This window comes from Pseudorhodobacter antarcticus, from assembly GCF_900110135.1.
Classification (GTDB): Bacteria; Pseudomonadota; Alphaproteobacteria; order Rhodobacterales; family Rhodobacteraceae; genus Pseudorhodobacter; species Pseudorhodobacter antarcticus.
In genome coordinates this window covers 127160-147762 of record NZ_FOCO01000005.1, presented here as the reverse complement: position 1 = coordinate 147762, position 20603 = coordinate 127160, and the positions used below count along the sequence as shown (strand labels likewise).

Annotated in this window: 21 protein-coding genes and 1 tRNA gene; 14 read left to right on the top strand and 8 right to left on the bottom strand. The window is 59.8% G+C overall.

The window, feature by feature from the left end; genetic code table 11:
* Positions 1–3 precede the first annotated feature (3 nt).
* The gene (locus BMY36_RS03980) at positions 4–2052 is read left to right on the top strand and encodes a capsule polysaccharide biogenesis protein (protein ID WP_244888654.1); all 2049 of its coding nucleotides are present in this window, start codon (positions 4–6) and stop codon (positions 2050–2052) included.
* A 4-nt stretch (positions 2053–2056) separates the two neighbouring features.
* Here the strand turns inward: BMY36_RS03980 and BMY36_RS03975 are convergent, their stop codons facing one another.
* The 3 genes from BMY36_RS03975 to BMY36_RS03965 form a co-directional block, all read right to left on the bottom strand.
* Positions 2057–2554 (bottom strand): MarR family winged helix-turn-helix transcriptional regulator, encoded by a 498-nt coding sequence (locus BMY36_RS03975; RefSeq protein ID WP_050520752.1) that lies wholly within the window; start codon positions 2552–2554, stop codon positions 2057–2059.
* Between the two features lie 113 nt (positions 2555–2667).
* The gene (locus BMY36_RS03970) at positions 2668–2949 is read right to left on the bottom strand and encodes an FAD assembly factor SdhE (protein WP_139193927.1); all 282 of its coding nucleotides are present in this window, start codon (positions 2947–2949) and stop codon (positions 2668–2670) included.
* Positions 2946–3341, bottom strand: a complete 396-nt coding sequence (locus BMY36_RS03965) for a helix-turn-helix domain-containing protein (protein WP_050520751.1) — start codon at positions 3339–3341, stop codon at positions 2946–2948. Before BMY36_RS03965 ends, BMY36_RS03970 begins: the two co-directional genes overlap by 4 nt.
* 122 nt (positions 3342–3463) lie before the next feature.
* On the opposite strand from BMY36_RS03965, the gene BMY36_RS03960 reads away from it, so the two are divergent.
* From BMY36_RS03960 to BMY36_RS03930, 7 genes are all read left to right on the top strand, one after another.
* Positions 3464–4666, top strand: coding sequence for a pyridoxal phosphate-dependent aminotransferase (locus BMY36_RS03960; protein WP_050520750.1), 1203 nt, complete (start codon positions 3464–3466; stop codon positions 4664–4666).
* Between the two features lie 10 nt (positions 4667–4676).
* Positions 4677–5093 (top strand): hypothetical protein, encoded by a 417-nt coding sequence (locus tag BMY36_RS03955; RefSeq protein ID WP_050520749.1) that lies wholly within the window; start codon positions 4677–4679, stop codon positions 5091–5093.
* 84 nt (positions 5094–5177) lie between these two features.
* On the top strand, positions 5178–6458 hold the full coding sequence (locus BMY36_RS03950; protein WP_050520748.1) for a 4-aminobutyrate--2-oxoglutarate transaminase: 1281 nt from the start codon (positions 5178–5180) through the stop codon (positions 6456–6458).
* A 97-nt stretch (positions 6459–6555) separates the two neighbouring features.
* A complete protein-coding gene (locus BMY36_RS03945) occupies positions 6556–6816 on the top strand; it encodes a YMGG-like glycine zipper-containing protein (protein ID WP_050520747.1) in 261 nt (86 codons plus the stop codon).
* Between the two features lie 155 nt (positions 6817–6971).
* Complete coding sequence (locus tag BMY36_RS03940; protein ID WP_050520769.1) at positions 6972–7709, top strand: energy-coupling factor ABC transporter ATP-binding protein; 738 nt, start codon at positions 6972–6974, stop codon at positions 7707–7709.
* Entirely contained in the window at positions 7684–8280 is a 597-nt protein-coding gene (locus BMY36_RS03935; RefSeq protein WP_050520746.1) for an energy-coupling factor transporter transmembrane component T family protein, read from the top strand. Before BMY36_RS03940 ends, BMY36_RS03935 begins: the two co-directional genes overlap by 26 nt.
* 16 nt (positions 8281–8296) lie before the next feature.
* Positions 8297–8839 (top strand): biotin transporter BioY, encoded by a 543-nt coding sequence (locus tag BMY36_RS03930; RefSeq protein ID WP_050520768.1) that lies wholly within the window; start codon positions 8297–8299, stop codon positions 8837–8839.
* 50 nt (positions 8840–8889) lie between these two features.
* On the opposite strand, the gene BMY36_RS03925 is transcribed toward BMY36_RS03930, so the two are convergent.
* Positions 8890–10425, bottom strand: coding sequence for an alanine/glycine:cation symporter family protein (locus BMY36_RS03925; RefSeq protein ID WP_050520745.1), 1536 nt, complete (start codon positions 10423–10425; stop codon positions 8890–8892).
* Positions 10426–10446: 21 nt separating this feature from the next.
* A complete protein-coding gene (locus tag BMY36_RS03920) occupies positions 10447–10881 on the bottom strand; it encodes a universal stress protein (protein WP_050520744.1) in 435 nt (144 codons plus the stop codon).
* A gap of 284 nt (positions 10882–11165) precedes the next feature.
* Here BMY36_RS03920 and BMY36_RS03910 point away from each other — a divergent pair, with 284 nt between their 5' ends.
* Positions 11166–11954, top strand: coding sequence for an inositol monophosphatase family protein (locus tag BMY36_RS03910; protein ID WP_050520742.1), 789 nt, complete (start codon positions 11166–11168; stop codon positions 11952–11954).
* 176 nt (positions 11955–12130) lie between these two features.
* Here BMY36_RS03910 and BMY36_RS03905 read toward each other — a convergent pair whose 3' ends face one another.
* Complete coding sequence (locus tag BMY36_RS03905; protein WP_050520741.1) at positions 12131–12595, bottom strand: Lrp/AsnC family transcriptional regulator; 465 nt, start codon at positions 12593–12595, stop codon at positions 12131–12133.
* A 104-nt stretch (positions 12596–12699) separates the two neighbouring features.
* Between BMY36_RS03905 and putA the strand changes: the two genes are divergently transcribed.
* Together putA and BMY36_RS03895 are read left to right on the top strand one after the other, a co-directional pair.
* Positions 12700–16149 carry a bifunctional proline dehydrogenase/L-glutamate gamma-semialdehyde dehydrogenase PutA gene (putA, locus tag BMY36_RS03900; protein WP_050520767.1) on the top strand — a complete coding sequence of 1150 codons (3450 nt, stop codon included), beginning with the start codon at positions 12700–12702 and terminating at the stop codon, positions 16147–16149.
* A gap of 38 nt (positions 16150–16187) precedes the next feature.
* On the top strand, positions 16188–16931 hold the full coding sequence (locus tag BMY36_RS03895; protein ID WP_050520740.1) for a rhomboid family intramembrane serine protease: 744 nt from the start codon (positions 16188–16190) through the stop codon (positions 16929–16931).
* Positions 16932–17061: 130 nt separating this feature from the next.
* Here the strand turns inward: BMY36_RS03895 and metF are convergent, their stop codons facing one another.
* A complete protein-coding gene (gene metF, locus BMY36_RS03890) occupies positions 17062–17931 on the bottom strand; it encodes a methylenetetrahydrofolate reductase [NAD(P)H] (RefSeq protein WP_050520739.1) in 870 nt (289 codons plus the stop codon).
* A 93-nt stretch (positions 17932–18024) separates the two neighbouring features.
* Between metF and BMY36_RS03885 the strand changes: the two genes are divergently transcribed.
* Positions 18025–18930 carry a LysR family transcriptional regulator gene (locus tag BMY36_RS03885; RefSeq protein ID WP_050520738.1) on the top strand — a complete coding sequence of 302 codons (906 nt, stop codon included), beginning with the start codon at positions 18025–18027 and terminating at the stop codon, positions 18928–18930.
* Here BMY36_RS03885 and BMY36_RS03880 read toward each other — a convergent pair.
* A tRNA-Leu gene (locus BMY36_RS03880) sits at positions 18931–19019 on the bottom strand. It abuts the gene before it with no gap.
* Between the two features lie 147 nt (positions 19020–19166).
* Between BMY36_RS03880 and BMY36_RS03875 the strand changes: the two genes are divergently transcribed.
* Both BMY36_RS03875 and BMY36_RS03870 read left to right on the top strand, forming a co-directional pair.
* Positions 19167–19865 carry a CoA transferase subunit A gene (locus BMY36_RS03875; RefSeq protein ID WP_050520737.1) on the top strand — a complete coding sequence of 233 codons (699 nt, stop codon included), beginning with the start codon at positions 19167–19169 and terminating at the stop codon, positions 19863–19865.
* A 2-nt stretch (positions 19866–19867) separates the two neighbouring features.
* Positions 19868–20497, top strand: a complete 630-nt coding sequence (locus BMY36_RS03870; protein WP_050520736.1) for a 3-oxoacid CoA-transferase subunit B — start codon at positions 19868–19870, stop codon at positions 20495–20497.
* Positions 20498–20603 lie beyond the last annotated feature (106 nt).

The window sequence follows — 20603 nt, the reverse complement described above, 5'->3', positions numbered from 1 at the left end:
GACGTGGTCCCTTCAACAGCCGCCGGGGCACCCCCCCGGCGGCTGTTTGCATATAACGCGGGGTTTTGGCGCGCGCCGCGTCTGCGCCGCATTTTGCAGCTTGCCGGGTATGATCTGTCGCTGGGCCTGCCCTCCGGCGATGATGCGGTCGCTGTTTGGGGCCGCAGCCCCTATGCCAAGCGGGGCGAAGCGGTAGCAGCAAGACGCGCTGCCCCCCTAATCCGGGTGGAGGATGCGTTTTTACGCTCCGTCCGGCCGGGGCGCGCGGGGGATGCCCCTTTGGGTCTGCTGATTGATCCGCTGGGGGTGCATTTTGATGCCAGCCAGCCGTCGATGCTGGAGCATATTTTGCAAACAGCCGATTTGGACGATCCGCACCTTTTGGCGCGGGCATCGCTGGGAATGGCGCGGCTGCGCGCCGCAGATTTGTCAAAATACAACATTCACGATCTGGGCCTGCCCTGCCCTGAACCCGGCTATGTTTTGGTGGTGGACCAGACACGCGGCGATGCATCAGTCGCCTGTTCAGGCGCAGATGGGGCTGCATTTGCGCAGACGTTGGCGACCGCGCAGGCCGAACATCCGGGCGCGCGGATTGTCATAAAATCGCATCCTGAGACGAATTTAGGGTTGCGCCAAGGACATTTTGGCCCCGGCGCGGGGTATGACTTGCTGACCGCTGCGGTGTCGCCGTGGCGACTTTTGGACGGGGCTTTGGCGGTTTACACCTTGTCGTCGCAACTGGGGATGGAGGCGATTTTTGCAGGTCACCGCCCCCGCGTTTTCGGTCGCCCAATCTATGCCGGTTGGGGGCTGTCGCAGGATGCATTGCCCTGCCCGCGCCGCACCCGCGCACTGACGGCGACACAGCTTTTTGCTGCCACTTATATCTTGGCGCCGACATGGTACGACCCGTGCCGCGACCGCTTGTGCAGCTTTGAAGATGCCCTGAATCAGCTGGAGGCCGAAACCCGCGCCTACCGCGAAGATCACCGTGGCCATGTGGCGCTGGGAATGCGCCTGTGGAAACGTGGGCGGTTGCAGGCGGTGTTTGGTCGTCAAAAATCCGTAAAATTTGAAGATAATCCAGAAAAAGCCGTAGCGCTTGCCACAAAACAGGGCGCGGGCCTGTTGGTTTGGGCGGGAAAAGCGCCTGTGGGCCTGACCGCCCCAGTGGTGATTCGCCGGGTGGAGGATGGGTTTTTACGCTCGCGCGGGTTGGGGGCCAATCTGGTGCCGCCGCTGAGTTTGGTGGTAGATGATCTGGGGATTTACTATGACCCATCGGTTGAAAGCCGGCTTGAACGCTTGATTTTGTCCCCCCCGCCGCCCGATGCGGCCAACCGCGCCCGCACGCTGCGCGACGCGCTGATTAACCAGCGGTTGTCAAAATACAATCTGGGGGGGGGCGATCTGCCCGATGTGCCGCAAGACAAGCTGTGCATCCTGATACCCGGCCAGGTAGAGGATGACGCCTCCATTCGTCTTGGGGCAGGCGATGTGCGCCACAATCTGGCGTTGGTGCAGGCGGCGCGTGCGGCGAACCCGCAAGCGGTACTGATCTATAAACCCCACCCTGATGTGGAGGCCGGATTGCGTCCGGGCAAGATTGAGCCCGCAACCCTTGCCCCCTTGGTCGATCATATCGCCAATCACGCCGACCCAATCGCCCTGTTGGACAGGGTGCAGCACGTCTGGACCATGACATCGCTGCTGGGGTTTGAGGCGCTGATCCGGGGCAAGCAGGTCACTTGCCTTGGCGCGCCGTTTTATGCCGGTTGGGGGCTGACCTATGATCTTGGCCCCGTGCCACAGCGCCGCCTTTTGCAGCTTGATGGCACCCCCCAAATCCGCCCATCCTTGGACCTTCTGGTCCACGCAACGCTAATCGCATATCCGCGTTACTTTGATCCCCTAAGCCGCCTGCCCTGCCCCCCAGAGGTGGTGCTGGATAGGCTGCATAGCGGCGCGGTTCCGCGGTCCGCCCTTGCCCATCGCCTTTTGGCAAAGCTGCAAGGACGATTCGCCAGCCACGCAGGATTTTGGCGCTAAACCCCTAATAAATATAGCGGATTTGGTCCGTCCAATACCGTTCCATTCGCTTTAGCGATTGGTTGATATCTTCCATCCCCGACGCGTTGATGATGCCGCGCGCCTCAAACCCTTCGGTATGGCGGGCGAACAGATCGTTCAGCATGGTCCGAATATTGCGCCCTTTTTCTGTCAAGCGCACGCGCACCGACCTGCGGTCAATTTCGGACCGCTGGTGGTGCATATACCCCAATTCGACCAGCTTTTTCAGGTTATAGCTGACGTTGGACCCTTGATAATACCCACGGGATTTTAATTCCCCCGCAGTCACCTCATTTTCACCAATATTGAACAACAGCAGCGCTTGCACCGAATTGATTTCCAGCACGCCCAGCCGTTCAAATTCATCCTTGACCACGTCCAGCAGCAAACGGTGCAGCCGTTCGACCAATGCAAGACTTTCCAGATAGCTGGACATCAAGGCCTTGTCCGACCCGTCCAACAGTTTTGTGTGTAGTGTCATCGCTTTCTCCGCCCAAGAAACTTTCTGGACGTAGAATCAGCACAAAACGCAAACATTCGGTAAACTCGTGACAGTTTCATGTCGAATTTGGCGAAAAGGTTTAATCGACCGCCCTATGCCAGCAACCGATTGCGGGAAAACACGCCAATTTCGGCCAAAAGCACCGCATAATCGGGCGGCCCATCGACATGGCCCAACACCCACGGCAACAGGTCTTGGTCATTTTCCCACAGCAAGCGGTCAAACAGCACCAACCGCGCCTCGTCCATGCCCGCCAAATGCGCATCGGCATAGGGGCCAAGAATCATGTCCATTTCCTTGGTGCCGCGCCGCCATGACCGCATGTTCATGCGTTTCAGCCGCGCCTCGGGTGTCTCGTTCAAATGCTCGATCATTGGGCGGCATCCCGCAGCAACACGCGCAGCCGCTTTTCCAGATGCCCCATATCTTGCGACATGGCCAAAGCTTCCGCGCGCAGGCGCGACAGATCGGCCAGCGCTTTGTTCAAATCACCGCTGCTTGGGGCCACGGGCGCATCGACCCCGTCACCTTCGCCAGTCAACAGCCAACGCATCGACACATTCAGCATCCCCGACAGCATTTGCAATTTGTTCGCGCGCGGTTCGGAATGGTCGTTTTCCCAATTCTGGATCGTCACCAACTTTACCCCCAACCGCCGCGCCAGTCCTTCAGGGGTCAGGCTTGCCGCCTCGCGCGCGGCGGCCACACGGTCGCCAAAGGTCGCGGCCTCGGCGCTGTACCAGTTGGTGCTATCGGTCTCGGTCATTTCTCATATCCTCTTGCGGTGTTATCGCTTGATCGTCGTTCCTGCGCACCCTATGACAAGTGGCCGCTAAGTTCAAATCGGGGGCCATTTCGGCACCATGCCCCCCAACGCCGGAGCCTGCTATGGCCTTTTTGTCCGATACCTTGTCGCGCGTCAAACCCTCCCCCACCATCGCAGTCACCACCAAAGCGAATGAACTGAAAGCGGCGGGCAAGGATGTGATTGGCCTTGGCGCGGGTGAACCCGATTTTGACACGCCCCAAAACATCAAAGATGCGGCCAAAGCGGCGATTGATGCAGGCAAAACCAAATATACCGCCGTGGACGGCATCCCCGAATTGAAAAAGGCGATTTGCGCCAAATTCGCGCGCGAAAACGGGCTGACCTATGCGCCCAACCAAATCACGGTCGGCACAGGTGGCAAGCAAACGCTGTACAACGCTTTTATGGCCACCTGTAATCCGGGGGATGAGGTGATTATCCCCGCGCCTTACTGGGTGTCGTATCCCGATATGGTTTTGCTGGCAGGCGGCACGCCCGTTGCGGTGGAATGTGGCATTGAAAGCAATTTCAAGCTGTTGCCCGCACAGTTAGAGGCGGCGATCACGCCCAAGACCAAGTGGTTTATCTTTAACTCGCCGTCGAACCCCACGGGTGCAGGCTATACCCGCGCGGAATTGAAGGCGTTGACCGATGTGTTGATGCGCCACCCGCATGTCTGGATCATGTCGGATGATATGTACGAGCATCTGGTGTTTGATGATTTCGAATTTTGCACGCCTGCGCAGGTGGAACCCGGCCTTTATGACCGCACATTGACCTGCAATGGTGTGTCCAAATCCTATGCGATGACAGGCTGGCGCATCGGCTATGCGGCGGGACCCGTGGCCTTGATCAAGGCGATGGGCACCATTCAGTCTCAATCCACCTCCAACCCCTCCTCCATCAGCCAATACGCGGCACTGGAGGGGCTGACAGGCCCGCAAGAGTTTTTGGCCCAGAACAAGATACTGTTCCAACGCCGCCGCGATTTGGTGGTGGGAATGTTGAATGATGCCAAAGGGGTGACCTGCCCCAAGCCCGAAGGCGCGTTTTATGTGTATCCCGATATTTCGGGCTGCATCGGCAAAACCAGTGCGGCGGGCACCAAGATCACCAATGACGAAGTGTTCGCAACTGCATTGCTGGAGGAAACCGGGGTCGCCGTGGTGTTTGGTGCAGCCTTTGGCCTATCGCCAAACTTCCGCGTCAGCTACGCTACATCGGATGATGTGTTGAAAGAGGCCTGCACGCGAATTCAGACATTCTGCGCGGCGTTGGCCTAACGGGGGCAATATGGCGGGCGATCTGCCGGACTATTACTTTCGGGTGCGTGACAATGGGGCGCTGGTGTTTCGGGTTGATACCGAAAACCGCCAGCGCCGCATTGAAATGGACCAAATCGCGACCATCAACATCCGCAACGGCGAGGTAAAGCCACATGGCGACCGCGCATTAAGCAGCGATGATATTGCCGAAATCCAAGGCTGGATTGCCCAGCGCATCCATCAATTGGCGGCGCGCGAGGCGGATGATATTTTGCGCGCAGTCGACCACATGAACCTGACCACGCAATGGGTGCAAACCCGCGCGAGTGAGGAGCAGTTGGAATTTGTCACCGATACGCTTTTGTTGGCCATGCACGATCTGCGGTCAGCATTGGTGCGCAAAAAGGCGGATCGATTGATGAAAGATGCGGGCGGCGAAGAATAGGCCGCACCCAAATCGCCATTCACCTGTTGAAGCGGCGCGCAAAAACGGGTCAAATCACACAAAATTCCAATCGGGGTACTGACAATGTTGAACGCAGACGTGGCCAAGCGCAAAGATGAGGCGATCTCTCGCGGGGTTGGTATGATGACGCAGATTTATGCCGATCGTGCGCTGAACGCCGAAGTGTGGGATATTGAGGGCAACCGCTATATCGACTTTGCCGCTGGGATTGCCGTGGTCAACACCGGGCATTGCCACCCAAAGGTGATGGCCGCGGTGACCGAACAGTTGGGCCGTTTCACCCACACCTGTCATCAGGTCATGCCCTATGAACCCTATGTGCGCCTTGCCGAACGCTTGAACGAACTGGTGCCGGGTGATTTTACCAAAAAGACCATCTTTGTCACCACGGGTGCTGAAGCGGTTGAAAATGCAATTAAAATTGCGCGGATTGCCACGAACCGCCCTGCGATTATCGCCTTTGGCGGCGCGTTTCATGGCCGCACATTCATGGGCATGTCGCTGACAGGCAAGGTGGAGCCGTATAAAAAAGGCTTTGGCGCGATGATGCCCGATGTCTACCATGTGCCGTTCCCGCAGGATATTCATGGGGTGTCCACCGCCGATGCGATGTCGTCATTGAACAAGCTGTTCAAATCCGATCTGGACCCCGACCGCGTTGCCGCCATTATCTTTGAACCCGTGCAGGGCGAAGGTGGATTTTACCCCGCGCCGCCGGATTTGCTGCGCAGCCTGCGCGCGTTTTGCAATGAACACGGCATCATCTTGATCGCGGATGAGGTGCAGACAGGCTTTGCACGCACCGGCACCATGTTTGCGATGCATGGCTATGACGTGGCCGCCGATATTACTTGCATGGCCAAGGGGTTGGCGGGTGGCCTGCCACTGGCCGCTGTCACGGGCCGTGCGGAATTGATGGATGCGGCGCGGCCCGGTGGTTTGGGCGGCACCTATGCGGGCAACCCATTGGGCATCGCCGCCGCCAACGCCGTGCTGGACGTGATCGAGGAGGAAAACCTGTGCGACCGCGCCAATGAGTTGGGCAGCCGCTTGCGCCAAAAGCTGGAATCCATCCGCTCCACCTCGCCCGAGGTGATAGATATTCGCGGCCCCGGCTTTATGGTTGCCGTGGAATTTGGCCACCCCACAACCCATGCGCCCGACGCCGATTTCACCAACCGCGTGCGCGCCGAGGCGTTGAAACGTCATCTGATTTTGCTGACCTGCGGGGTGTATGGCAACGTCATTCGCTTCCTTGCGCCGATCACCATTCCCGACGCGCATTTCGCCGAAGCGATGGATATTTTGGAAGAATCGGTGATCGCAGCCCGCCTGCCCGCCTGATGCGGCGCTGATATCAAAACCAAATCAAACGGGGCGGGAACCATTTCCCGCCCCGTTGCGTTGTGATCCCAATAGCTGCCTGAATTGGAGATCACCCATGAAATCATTTTTGCTTTGCCTGCCACTTGTGGCCCTCGCCTTGACCGGGTGCCAAACCGCCAACCAAAACGCCACTGCGGGGGCCGTTGCGGGTGGCGTCTTGGGCGCTGCCATATCGGACGGCGACAACCGTTTGGCTGGCGCCGCCCTTGGGGCCGCTGCCGGGCTTGCCGCCTCCACCTTGATCGGGACTGCCCCAAAGCAAGGCCAATGTTATTACCGCAACAGTCGTGGTGAACGGTTCATCGCTGCTTGCTAGGCGTTCCCTGTCGGGCTTGCCCGACCACACGTCCCTCGTGTGCGACTTGGCCGGGTTTCCCTTTTGGGTCGCCCGGCCTTTTTTGTATGCTTGGCAGGGGGGCACAGGCGGGGTAAAAGCCCTGCGAACCGCTTGCCCACAGATTGGCCCCCAAATTGGCCCACACGCCACCCATCCCCGCGATCACGCTTGAAAACGCCGGATACAGCGTCGCGGGCCGCGCCATTCTGGCCGATTTGACCCTGACCTTGACCGAGGCGCGCATCGGCATTGTGGGGCGCAACGGGTCGGGCAAGACCAGCCTGCTGCGTCTGTTGTCAGGGCTGGTGCCCCCCACCACAGGTGCTGTGCGTGTGGACGGTTTGGACCCCGCGCGCGACCGCAAGGCGATGCTGCACCGCTTGGGGATTTTGTTCCAAAACCCCGATCACCAAATCATTTTCCCCACTGTGGCCGAAGAATTGGCCTTTGGCCTGCACCAACAAGGCCAAACCAAAGCTGCCGCCAGTGCCGCCGTGCGCGCCCTATTGGCCCAGCATGGCCGCAGCCATTGGCATGATCGCCCGGTCAGCGCCCTGTCCCAAGGCCAGCGGCATTTTTTGTGCTTGCTGTCGGTGCTGGCCATGGCCCCGCAAACCATTCTGCTGGATGAACCTTTTGCGGGCCTTGATCTGCCCACCCAAATCCGGTTGACCCGCGCGTTGGCCGCCCTGCCGCAACGCTTGATCTTGATCACCCATGACCCTGTAGCACTGGCGGGCTATGACCGTGTGATCTGGCTGGACGGTGGCCGCCTGCGCGCCGATGGTGCGGCGGGCGCGGTTTTGACCACGTTCACCGCCGCGATGGATACATTGGGGGCGGCCGATGCTGACACTGACCTGCCCGATTAAAACTCCGGTGCACCGCATTGGTGCGGGGCCAAAACTGCTGGGTTTGGCCGTGGTCAGTGTGGCGCTGTTTCAATTGCAATCGCCGCTGCTGGTGGGGGCGGCCCTTTGCGCAACCGCCGCCGTATATCTGGCCTTTGGTTGGCAGTTTGCGCGGCACGGGGCCGCATTGCTGCGCCCACTATGGCTGTTTTTGGTCATCCTTGCGCTGTGGCATCTTTGGACTGGCGACATCGCGGCAGGTGCGGTGCTGGCGGGCAAAATGCTGATCGCGGTGGCGCTGGCCAATCTGGTGACGATGACCACACAACTGGCAGAGATGATCGCGGTTGTTGAACGCACCACCGCCCCTTTGGCCCGCTTTGGCCTTTCCCCCCGCGCGCTGGCGGTGGCGATTGCGCTGGTTATCCGCTTTACTCCGGTTTTGATGGACAAGGCCGCGCTGCTCGGGCAGGCATGGCGCGCAAGGTCGCAGCATCGGGTGAATTGGCGCATCATCCTGCCGCTTGGCCTGATGGCGCTGGACGATGCCGACCATGTGGCCGAAGCGATCCGCGCGCGCGGTGGATTATGACCCTAAAGGAATGATGATGGAAAAAAATATTGCTTATATCGCCCTGTTTGCCGCCCTAATCGCGGTGCTGGGCCTTGTGCCGCAAATCACGCTGGCCTTTGGCATCCCCGTCACGGCGCAAAGCTTGGGTGTGATGCTGTGCGGCACAATCCTTGGCGCACGGCGCGGCGCCTTGGCGGCGCTGCTGTTTGTGGGCTTGGTGGCGCTTGGCCTGCCTTTGCTGTCGGGCGGGCGTGGCGGCCTTGGCGTGTTTGCTGGCCCCACTGTGGGCTTTGTGGTGGGCTTTCCGGTGGCGGCCTTTGTAACGGGCTGGATTGTGGAAAACTGGCGCGCGCCCATTGGCGCTGCGGCGGGTGCGGGGGCGCTGATTGGCGGCGTTGTGGTGCTGTATGCGATGGGCATCACCGGGTTTGCGCTGGTGCTGGGCAAAAGCTGGATGGCGGCAGCCGGGGTTATGGCCGTGTTTATCCCCGGCGATATTTTGAAGGTGGGGCTGGCCATTATCATCACCCAAGGGCTGGCAAAACTGCGCCCCGCGTCCATCCTGTCGCGCCCATAACGAAAAACGCCGGGCCCACATGGCCCGGCGTTTTCCAATGTTACAACAAGTTAGTGAAAGCGCTTGATCTTGCCTTCTTCCAACCGGGTCAGATAGCTTTTCAGCTCTGCCTTCACGATGGGCATCAAGAAATACAGCGCAAAGATGTTGACCACAGCCATCGCAAAGATTGCCGCATCCGAGAAGTCGATCACAGGGCCAAGGTTGGCCGATGCCCCGATGACCACAAAGATGCAAAAGATCACCTTGAACGTCATCTCCTGCTTTTTGCCTTCGCCAAACATATAGGTCCACGCTTTCAACCCATAATAAGACCATGAAATCATGGTGGAAAAGGCGAACAGCAACACGGCCACAGCCAACACATACGGGAACCACGAAAACGCAGACCCAAACGCGGCCGAGGTCAAGCCAACCCCCGATGATCCGTCAAGCGTCTGGATCGTGCCACCTTCATTCAAAATGTACATGCCGGTTGCAGGGTCCACCATCAACTGCCCGGTGATGATGATCACCAAGGCGGTCATGGTACAGATCACCACGGTGTCGATAAACGGCTCCAACAGCGACACGAACCCTTCGGTGATCGGTTCCTTTGTGCGCACCGCCGAGTGGGCGATGGCAGCAGAACCAACCCCCGCCTCGTTGGAAAACGCGGCCCGTTTGAACCCTTGGATCAACGCGCCAACCACACCGCCCACAACGCCCGAATCGGTGAACGCCCCGTCGATGATCTGGCCAAATGCTGGCAGAATGTGCTGATAATTCATGATCAAAATGATCAGCGCCGCACCCACATACATGATGCCCATGAAGGGAACCACTTTTTCAGTGACCTGCGCGATGGATTTCAAACCACCGATGATCACCGCAAAAACAATACCCGCAAAGATCACGCCTGTAATCCAGCCCGGAAAATCGCCAAAGATGTTGGTCAACTGCCCATGCGCTTGGTTGGCCTGAAACATATTGCCGCCGCCCAATGCGCCAAGAACGCAAAAGATGGAAAACAAAATGGCCAAAAATCTGCCACCCGGCAAACCGCGTTCCGCAAACCCTTTGACCATGTAATACATCGGGCCGCCGGAAACGGAGCCGTTGGCATATTCATTGCGGTATTTCACGCCCAGCGTACATTCCGTAAACTTTGACGCCATGCCCAAAAGGCCTGCCAAAATCATCCAGAACGTCGCACCAGCCCCACCAATGCTAACAGCAACAGCAACGCCCGCGATATTGCCCAAACCCACGGTGCCCGACAACGCGGTGGCCAGCGCTTGGAAATGCGACACCTCGCCCGCATCATCGGGGTCCGAATATTTCCCCGAAACGATATGCAGCGAATGGCGAATGACGCGGAACTGAATAAACCCAAAATACAGCGTAAAAAACGATGCAGCGATCACCAACCAAGCCACAATCCACGGGAAGTTGGTGAAAGGGAACGGGGCAAAGATGAAGTTGACAAACCAGCCGGTTGAACTGGCAAAAATCTCATTAACCGCTTGATCGACAGAGGAGGCCTGTGCGCTGCCAGCAGCAAACAGACCCGCCAACGCGACAAGCGCGCGGGGTATATGGAACATTCTACTCTCCCTTTGAATGGTTCACGGCACGATTGTGCAAGGCACAGGCGACACTTGCGCCAAAGTGCCCGCAACGGATCCGAACACGCGGGTCATCACGCCCGAATTGCCGGTCCGGCCCGAGATGATTTCAGTGGCGCGCGCTTTCTCCGCGACCTCCACCAACGTGTCCACCACATGGCCGTATTTGACCATCGCAGTGATTTCGACACCTTTTCCGGCATATTTCGCCGTGATAGGCGCGATAATGGCGGTTTCGGCGCGGGCAAGTTCCTCCTTGCGCCGCCCGTGACGCTCCTCAATCTCTTCTTTGGTCAAAAAGCTGTATGGCGACCATTCCAGCACATGCACCACCAACAAGTCAGCTTTTTGCTGCATTGCGCGGGCATGGGCAAAATCCATCGCACGACCGGACGCGGCGGACCCATCGCAAGCCACAACGATTGTGTCAGGCATTATATCTCTCCCCTTGGTCTTGATTTGGCGCGGGCATTTGCCCCGCCTGCGACATTATGCCCCAATATCGAAAGATAATTTTCCTAAAATTACCCCTAATCACAGCCGTATGGGCTTCAATTACTGCCAACGACAGGTCATACGGCCAAAAATACCGACTTCCCCTTTGGCTTTGGCCGGGCAATGCGTGAAACATCTGCAGGTGCCCTGCCCCCCTTGGCATCCGCACCCCGCGCAGCTATAGGGTTTGGCCGGACACGGCCCGACACGGATGGAGCGAAAGCATGCAAGGCAGCGCGAACCTCAACTTGATGAAAAAGGCGGCCCGCAAAGTTGGGCGCGCTTTGGTCAAGGATTTCCGTGAAGTGGAAAACCTTCAGGTTTCCTCAAAAGGGCCGGGCGATTTTGTGACACGCGCTGACCGCGAGGCGGAAAAGGCCCTGCGCGAAGCGTTGTTGGGCGACCGCCCCACCTATGGTTTTCTGGGCGAGGAAAGCCGCGAGACCGAAGGCGTGGACCCTACCCGCCGCTGGATCGTGGACCCGCTGGACGGCACCACCAACTTTTTGCACGGCCTGCCGCATTGGGCCGTATCCATCGCGCTGGAACATAAAGGCGAAATCATCGCTGGCGTGATTTTTGACGCTGCCAAGGATGAAATGTTCTGGGCCGAAAAAGGCAGCGGCGCATGGATGAACGAAAGCCGTTTGCGCGTTTCGGGTCGGCGTGCCATGCATGAAAGCATTTTTGCAACGGGCGTGCCGCACAGTGGCAAAGGCACCCTGCCCGCATCCTTGCAAGATTTCGCCCGGCTTTCCCCTGTTTGTGCTGGTGTGCGCAGCTGGGGCTCTGCCGCGTTGAACATGGCTTACGTCGCCGCGGGTCGGTTTGACGGCTATTGGGAACGCGGCGTGCAGCCATGGGATATTGCCGCCGGATTGGTGTTGGTCCGCGAGGCGGGCGGCATGGTTTCGGCCATCCGCGAAGGCGATGATCCTTTGGTCAAAGGGTCCATCGTTTGCGCCAACGACCCTTTGTTCGAAGGGTTCCGCCGGGTTATTCGCGGCGAATGATGCGGCCCTAATCCCTCGCCCATTCGCCCTGCGGGGCAAGGGCGCATAAACTGCGGTCCAAGCTAAAATCAAAGCCCTGCGTGGGATACCCCATCTTTGGCGCAGGCTTTTGGCAGCGCGCGTAGGGTGGGTGCAACCCACCGCCCCCCCACACAACCAACCAGCCCGTTACACGCTTAAACCCCCGCCTCTTTCACCGCCTCCATCGCCACATGGGTCGATGTCGATGCCACATGCGGCAGCGCCGAAATCCGTTCCCCCAACACCCGGCGATAATCTTGAATATCGCCCGTCCGCACCTTCAGCAAATAATCAAACCGGCTCGCCATCATGTGGCACTGTTCCACCTCCGGGATTGCCAGCACCGCTTTGTTGAACGCTTGCAACGCCGCCTCGCGCGTGTCCGACAGGCGCACCTCCACAAAGGCCACATGCGCTTGGCCCATCTTGATCGGGTCCAACTGGGCGCGGTACGCGGTGATCACCCCCGCCTCCTCCAGCCGTTTCATCCGCGCTTGGGTGGGGGATTTAGACAGCCCAATCCGGCGCGCCAACTCGGTGGCACTGATGCGCCCTTCGGCCGCCAACACCCGCAAAATCGCTTGGTCAAAGCGGTCAAGGTCAAAAGGTGTATTCGTCATTGGTTTCCCCCCTGCAATCGGCCAAACCGCCTGCCGATTGCCGCAAATCGGGACGATCGGCTTTTGATTCCAGCGTAGACTATGCCAAAGAGGAGAGCTTGCCCATGCCCCGCGATTCCATTGGTACCGCCTGGACCATCATCGACCGCCAATCCCTGCGGCCCGAGGCGGCGCTGATCGCCGATCTGATCGCGGCTGCGGGCCTGACCCCTGATGACCGCGCGCGCATTGCCGCCAGCGGTGCCGATTTGGTCCGCGCCATTCGTGGCAGCGCCAAACCGGGGTTGATGGAGGTGTTTTTGGCCGAATACGGCCTGTCCACCGATGAAGGCATCGCGCTGATGTGTCTGGCTGAGGCGCTGTTGCGCGTGCCCGATGCCGATACGATGGACAAGCTGATCGAGGATAAAATCGCGCCGTCAAACTGGGGCAAACACCTTGGTCAATCCGCCTCCAGTCTTGTCAACGCCTCCACTTGGGCGCTGATGCTGACAGGCCGTGTGTTGGATGACCGCCAGCCGGGCATCGCGTCCAGCCTGCGGGGTGCGGTCAAACGTCTTGGCGAACCCGTTATCCGCACCGCCGTATCGCGCGCGATGAAAGAAATGGGCAAGCAGTTCGTGTTGGGCGAAACTATTGAGAAAGCCATGACCCGCGCCCGCGATCTGGAAGGCAAAGGGTTCACCTACAGCTATGACATGCTGGGTGAGGCGGCGCGCACCGAACATGACGCGCGGCGCTATCACCTGTCCTACACCGCCGCGATCACCGCGATTGCAAAGGCGGCCAAATCCAAGGACATTCGCGAAAACCCCGGTATTTCGGTCAAACTTTCCGCCCTGCACCCCCGGTATGAGGTCGCCAAACGCGACCGCGTGATGGAGGAGTTGGTGCCCCGCGTCCGCGCCCTCGCAGGTCTGGCAAAGGCCGCGGGTCTGGGCTTCAACATTGATGCGGAGGAAGCTGACCGTCTGGCCCTGTCCCTGCAAGTGATTGAGGCGGTTTTGTCTGACCCATCGCTGAAAGGCTGGGACGGGTTTGGCGTGGTGGTCCAAGCCTACGGTCGCCGCGCGGGCGCTGTGATCGACTGGCTTTATGGCTTGGCCGACCGTTTGGACCGCAAAATCATGGTCCGCTTGGTCAAAGGTGCCTATTGGGACGCCGAGGTAAAGCGCGCCCAAGTGTTGGGCCTTGAAAGTTTCCCGGTGTTCACCCGCAAACACTCCACCGATGTCGCCTATATTTCCTGTGCGCAAAAGCTGCTTGGCATGACAAACCGGATTTATCCGCAATTTGCCACCCACAACGCGCATACCGTCGCCGCCGTGCTGGATATGGCCACCGACAAACGCGCCTTTGAATTTCAGCGCCTGCACGGCATGGGCGAACGCCTGCACGACATCGTGCTAGAGGGCAGCGGCACCCGCTGCCGCATCTATGCCCCCGTCGGCGCGCACCGCGACCTGCTCGCCTACCTTGTGCGCCGCCTGCTGGAAAACGGCGCGAACAGCAGTTTTGTGAACCAAATCGTGGACGAAGCTGTCCCACCCGAGGAGGTCGCCGCCTGCCCCCTGACCGCGATGGAAGCCACGCAGCCCATCGAAAGCGCAATCTTACCCACCGCCCCCCATCTGTTTGGCAAACGCGCCAATTCGCGGGGCTGGGATTTGACCGACAGCGGCGATCTGGCTGAAATCCACGACGCCCGCGCGCCCCACGAAACCGCCTTGTTTGAGGTGCGCCCTATGCTGGCAGGCCCCACCGCAGGCGGCCAACGGTGGGAGGTGAAAAACCCCGCCACAGGCGCGCGTGTCGGCCATGTGTTGCCCGCCAGCGCCCCCGATGTGGCAACCGCGTTGTCCGCCGCAAAACCATGGGACGCGGCCCCTGCGGAACGCGCCACCGTGCTGCGCCGCGCCGCAGACCTTTATGAAGCGGAATTTGGCGTGTTCTTTGCCCTGCTGGCCCGTGAAGCTGGCAAAACCCTTGTCGATTGTGTGGGCGAACTGCGTGAAGCGGTTGATTTTCTGCGCTATTACGCCGAACAGGCAGCAGGGGTCACCCTGCCAGCCCGCGGTATTTTCACCTGCATCAGCCCGTGGAACTTCCCGCTGGCCATCTTCACAGGCCAAATCGCGGCGGCTTTGGGCGCTGGCAATGCCGTTCTGGCCAAACCCGCCGAACAAACCAGCTTGATCGCAGGCGTGGCCGTGGCGCTGCTGCACAAGGCAGGCGTGCCCGCCAGCGCGTTGCAACTGCTGCCCGGCACCGGGGCCGATATTGGCACCGCCCTGACATCGGATGCGCGCGTCAATGGCGTGTGTTTTACCGGGTCCACCCCCACCGCTTTGCGCATCCGCACCAATATGGCGCAGCACATGGACCCCACAGCGCCCCTGATCGCCGAAACCGGCGGGTTGAACGCGATGGTGGTCGACAGCACCGCCCTGCCCGAACAGGCCGTGCGTGATATCCTCGCCTCCAGCTTTCAATCGGCGGGCCAGCGCTGTTCGGCCCTGCGCTGTTTGTACCTGCAAGATGATGTCCGCGACACTGTGCTGGAAATGCTTTACGGCGCGATGGATGATCTGGAGGCGGGCGACCCGTGGCACCTTGTCACCGACACCGGCCCCGTGATCGACGCCAAGGCGCAAACCGATATCCAAGCCTATATTGACGCCGCCCGCGCCGAAGGGCGCGTGCTGCACGAGGCGCGCACCAGCACAAACGGCACCTTCATCGCCCCCACCGTGATCAAAGTGCGCGGCATTGCCGATATGCCGCGCGAAATCTTTGGCCCCGTGCTGCATGTGGCCCCGTGGAAATCGGGCGGGTTGAACGCGGTGATCGTGGATGTGAATGCCATGGGCTACGGCCTGACATTCGGTTTGCACAGCCGGATTGATGACCGGGTGGACCGCGTGGTCAGCCAAATCACCGCAGGCAACACCTATGTGAACCGCAACCAAATTGGCGCGGTTGTGGGCAGCCAACCCTTTGGCGGCGAAGGACTTTCTGGCACCGGACCAAAGGCAGGCGGCCCAGATTACATGGCCCGCTTCACCCAGCACGCAGCCTCCCAGCTGGACGGCGCGGCGGCAACCTCCATCCCCGATACGGTCGCAAAATCGCTGGCTGCCAACCCGCCAAACCCCGCCGCAATCCACACTCACGACCTGCCCGGTCCTACGGGCGAATCAAACCGCCTGTCGGCCTATGCCCGTGCGCCGCTGCTCTGCCTTGGCCCCACGGCCCCACAAATGCTGGCACAAGCAGAGGCGGTGCGCGCCCATGGCGGCGTCGCGGTGGAGGCGGGGCAGTTGGACCCTGCCGCATTAACCACCCTGCAAGGGTTTTCGGGCGCCATCTGGTGGGGCGATGCCACCACAGGCCGCGCATACGCGCAAGCGCTTGCCGCGCGCAATGGCCCTATCCTGCCTTTGATCGGCGGTTTGCCAGATGCGGCGCATGTGCAATTGGAACGCCATGTTTGCATCGATACCACGGCATCGGGCGGCAACGCGCAACTCTTGGCCGAAATGGGCGACGCTTAACCTCTTGACGCCCTCGCGCGGATCGGAAATTTTGACCCATGTTTCCGATCCGCGATCATAACCCCTCCGGGCGCGTGGCCTATGTCACCTATGCGCTGATGATCCTGAACATCGGGATCTTCCTCAGCTATACCCTCACCATCCCGGATGAAGGGCGGCTGTCGCTGTTTTTCATCGAATGGGGCCTAGTGCCGCGCCGTGTGATGGCAGGCGGCGGGGTGGATACGCTGTTTACCTCCATGTTCTTGCACGGCGGCTGGATGCACCTTGCAGGCAACATGCTGTTTTTGTTTATCTTTGGCGACAACCTTGAAGATATCTTGGGCCACGCCCGCTATCTTGGGTTTTACCTGTTGTCCGGGCTGGCGGCGGCAGCGCTGCAAATCGCCTCTGCCCCCTATTCGCTGGTGCCGATGATCGGGGCATCCGGCGCGATTGCAGGTGTGATGGGCGGCTATCTGCTGATGTTCCCGCGCGCCAAAGTCGATGTGCTGATCATTTTCATCATCTTTTTCCGCGTGTTGCCCATTCCCGCGTGGATCATGCTGGGGCTGTGGTTTGGCATGCAATTGTTGAGCGGCTTTTCCACGCCGGGCGATACGGGCGGGGTTGCCTATTGGGCCCATGCAGGTGGGTTTATCGCGGGTGCGGTGCTGATGTTGCGCCCATGGGCCGCGCGCGGCGGTCCCCGGTTTTGGTCGCGCACCCACGGCGCACCGCCCCACCCCGAGGCGACATATCCCACCGTAAAATCCCGCATTCCGCGCGTTGGCCGTAAATAACAGACGCAAAAAAAGGGGCGGTTTTCACCGCCCACCAAATCCAATAAAAATGGGGCGGTTTTCACCGCCCACCAAATCCAATAAAAATGGGGCGGTTTTCACCGCCCCAAGGCTTCAGGGTCGACTGGGTTCACGCCACGTTTTGCAGTGCCACTTGCGGCGAAATGCCCAGCGCGTGGCATACATCGCGCGTCAAATGCGGCTTGTTCAGGGTATAGAAATGCAAATCCTGCACCCCTTCCCCCAACAATTCATCGCACAACTCAGTGCAAAGCGCGGTGGCAAGCAATGCTTCACGCCCGTCCCGCTTGGCAGCGACAAACGCATCATCCAACCACGCGGGCACTTGGGTCCCACAACGCGCTGCAAATTTCTTGGTGCCCTCCCACGACTGGATCGGCAAAATTCCCGGCAAAATCGGCGCGGTAATCCCCGCTTTCACACAGGCATCGCGGAACCGCAAAAACGTCTCCGCCTCAAAGAAAAACTGCGTGATGGCACTGGTCGCCCCCGCATCAATCTTGCGCTTCAGGAATTGTACATCGGCCAGCGTATCTGCAGAATCAGGGTGCGGTTCAGGGTATGCCCCCACGCGCAGCTTGAATTTGCCCGTTTCGGCCAGCGCCGCCACCAATTCCACGGATGATGCAAAGCCATCGGGATGCGGCGTAAACCGCGCAGCCCCTTTGGGCGCATCGCCGCGCAGCGCCACAATTTCCGTGACCCCCGCCGCAGCATAGCTTTCCGCAATTTCCAGCGTTTCCGCGCGTGTCGCATCCACGCAGGTCAAATGCGCCGCCACATTCAGCCCGTAATGGCTGCCAATCGTCGCCACCGCTTCATGCGTCAATTTCCGCGTGGTGCCGCCCGCGCCATAGGTCACGGATGCGAACGTGGGCGCCAATGGGGCAAGAACCTGCACCGTTTCCCACAGCCGGAACGACGCATCCAGCGTTTGCGGTGGGAAAAATTCAAACGAAATATTCGGTGTCTTGGTCATGCGTGGCACTCCTGCTCTATGCCCTCTTGTCGCCGATTTCGGGATGTGAGACAAATTCATAATACTAATCATGTTTATGAGGCGGACCACATAATGCACATCGAATTTCGCCACCTGCGCACCATCCGCGCCATTCAACAGGCAGGCGGCCTCGCCCGCGCCGCCGATATGCTGAACATGACCCAGTCCGCCCTGTCGCATCAGGTCAAAGGGCTAGAGGATCAGGCAGGCGTCGATCTGTTCGTGCGCCGATCCAAACCCCTCAAACTTTCCGCCGCTGGCATCCGCATGCTGCGCCTCGCCGAACGCATCCTGCCCGAGATTGACGCGCTGGAGGAGGAGTTTCGCGGGCTCCGTTCCGGCAAAACCGGCCGCCTGCACATCGCCATTGAATGTCACGCGTGCTTTGAATGGCTGTTTCCCGTGCTGGAACTCTTTCGCCGTGCCTGGCCCGAGGTGGACGTGGACATCCGCGCAGGCCTAGCTTTCGAGGCGCTGCCAGCCTTGCAACGCGAAGAGGTTGATCTGGTGATCTCCTCCGACCCCATCCCCCTTGCCAATGTCACCTTCAACCCGCTGTTTGATTATCACCCGATGTTTGTTGCCAGCGCCCAAAACCCACTGGCGCAAAAATCGATGATCGAGGCTGCGGATTTTCGCGATCAACTCCTCATCACCTATCCGGTGGCGCGTGACAAATTGGATGTGTTCACCGAACTCCTCACCCCGGCCAAGGTCGAACCCCGCGCCACCCGCGCGGTGGAACTTACCGCCGTTATCCTTATGCTCGTCGGGTCCAACCGGGGCGTGTCGGTGCTGCCAGATTGGGTGCTGCGCGACCTGCGCTCCAACGCCGATTACGTCACCCGGCCCCTTGGCCCCCAAACAATCACCAAACGCCTATATGCCGCCACGCGCGAGGAGGACGCCACAAAACCCTTTATGGCGCATTTCCTGAAACTGGGACGGTCAGAGCCGGTGAAACTGCAACGGGGATAGTGGTGGCCGCTGTGGGAATCGAACCCACACGCTCGTTTCCAAGCAACGGATTTTAAGTCCGGTCTGTCTACCAGTTCCAGCAAGCGGCCACGGCACCTTGATAGCCGCGCGCAGGCCCCGGCTTCAAGCGCTTTTCGCAACCACCCCAAACCCTTCCTGCGCGCGCTGCACTGCGGCAATTGACTTCACTCTAAACGCGGGCCACAACTTCCCCATCATAGCGCGGGGGAAAATCGGTGAAAAAGATTTACAAAGACGCATCAACAGCCCTTGATGGGGTGCTGTTTGATGGCATGCTGATCGCCGCCGGGGGCTTTGGCCTGTGCGGCATCCCCGAATTGCTGATCGACGGGCTGGTTGCTGCGGGCACCAAAAACCTCACCATCGCGTCCAACAATGCGGGCGTCGATGATTTCGGCCTGGGCAAATTGCTCGCCACCCGGCAAATCAAGAAAATGATCTCTTCCTACGTGGGCGAAAACGCCGAATTCATGCGTCAATACCTGTCGGGCGAGCTGGAATTGGAATTCAACCCCCAAGGCACGCTGGCCGAACGGATGCGCGCAGGCGGCGCAGGCATCCCCGGCTTTTACACCAAAACCGGCGTGGGCACCGTGATTGCCGACGGCAAAGACGTAAAAACCTTTGACGGTCAGGATTATATCTTGGAACGCGGCATCGTCGCCGACCTCGCCATCGTCAAAGCATGGAAGGCAGACCCCTCGGGCAACCTCGTGTTTCGCAAAACCGCCCGCAACTTCAACCCGCCCGCCGCCACATGCGGCAAAATCTGCATCGTCGAAGTCGAAGAAATCGTGCCCCTCGGCGCGCTGGACCCCGACACCATCCACCTGCCCGGCATCTATGTGCACCGCATCATCCAAGGCACCCACGAAAAGCGCATCGAACAGCGCACCACCCGAAAGGCATCCTGATCATGGCATGGGACCGGAACCAAATGGCCGCGCGCGCAGCCCAAGAATTGCAAGACGGCTGGTATGTCAACCTTGGCATCGGCATCCCGACGCTGGTTTCCAACTATATCCCCGACGGGATTGAGGTGACGCTACAATCGGAAAACGGCATGCTCGGCATGGGCCCCTTCCCGGTTGAAGGGTCCGAGGACGCTGACCTGATCAACGCAGGCAAACAAACCATCACCGAACTGCCCCAAACCGCGTTTTTCGACTCCGCCCAATCTTTTGCCATGATCCGCGGCGGCAAAATCGCCATGGCCATCCTTGGTGCGATGGAAGTGGCCGAAAACGGCGATCTGGCCAATTGGATGATCCCCGGCAAACTGGTCAAAGGCATGGGCGGTGCTATGGACCTCGTTGCAGGCGTGGGCCGCGTGGTCGTGGTGATGGACCACACCTCCAAACACGGCGAGAGCAAAGTGCTGAAATCCTGCACCTTACCCCTCACGGGCCGCGCCGTGGTGGACCGCATCATCACCAACCTCGGTGTCCTCGACGTCGTCGAAGGTGGCCTTAGAATTGTCGAATGCGCAACAGGCGTCACCGAGGCGGAGCTGCGCGCGGCGACTGAGGCCACAATCGTCCCCTAACTCAAAGCGTCCATCCCTTTTTCTGTTTGAAAATATCCCGGGGGGTTCCGGGGGACTGGCCCCCCGCCTTTGCTTAAGTTCGGGGAGCTCCCCCCCCCGCCTTCGC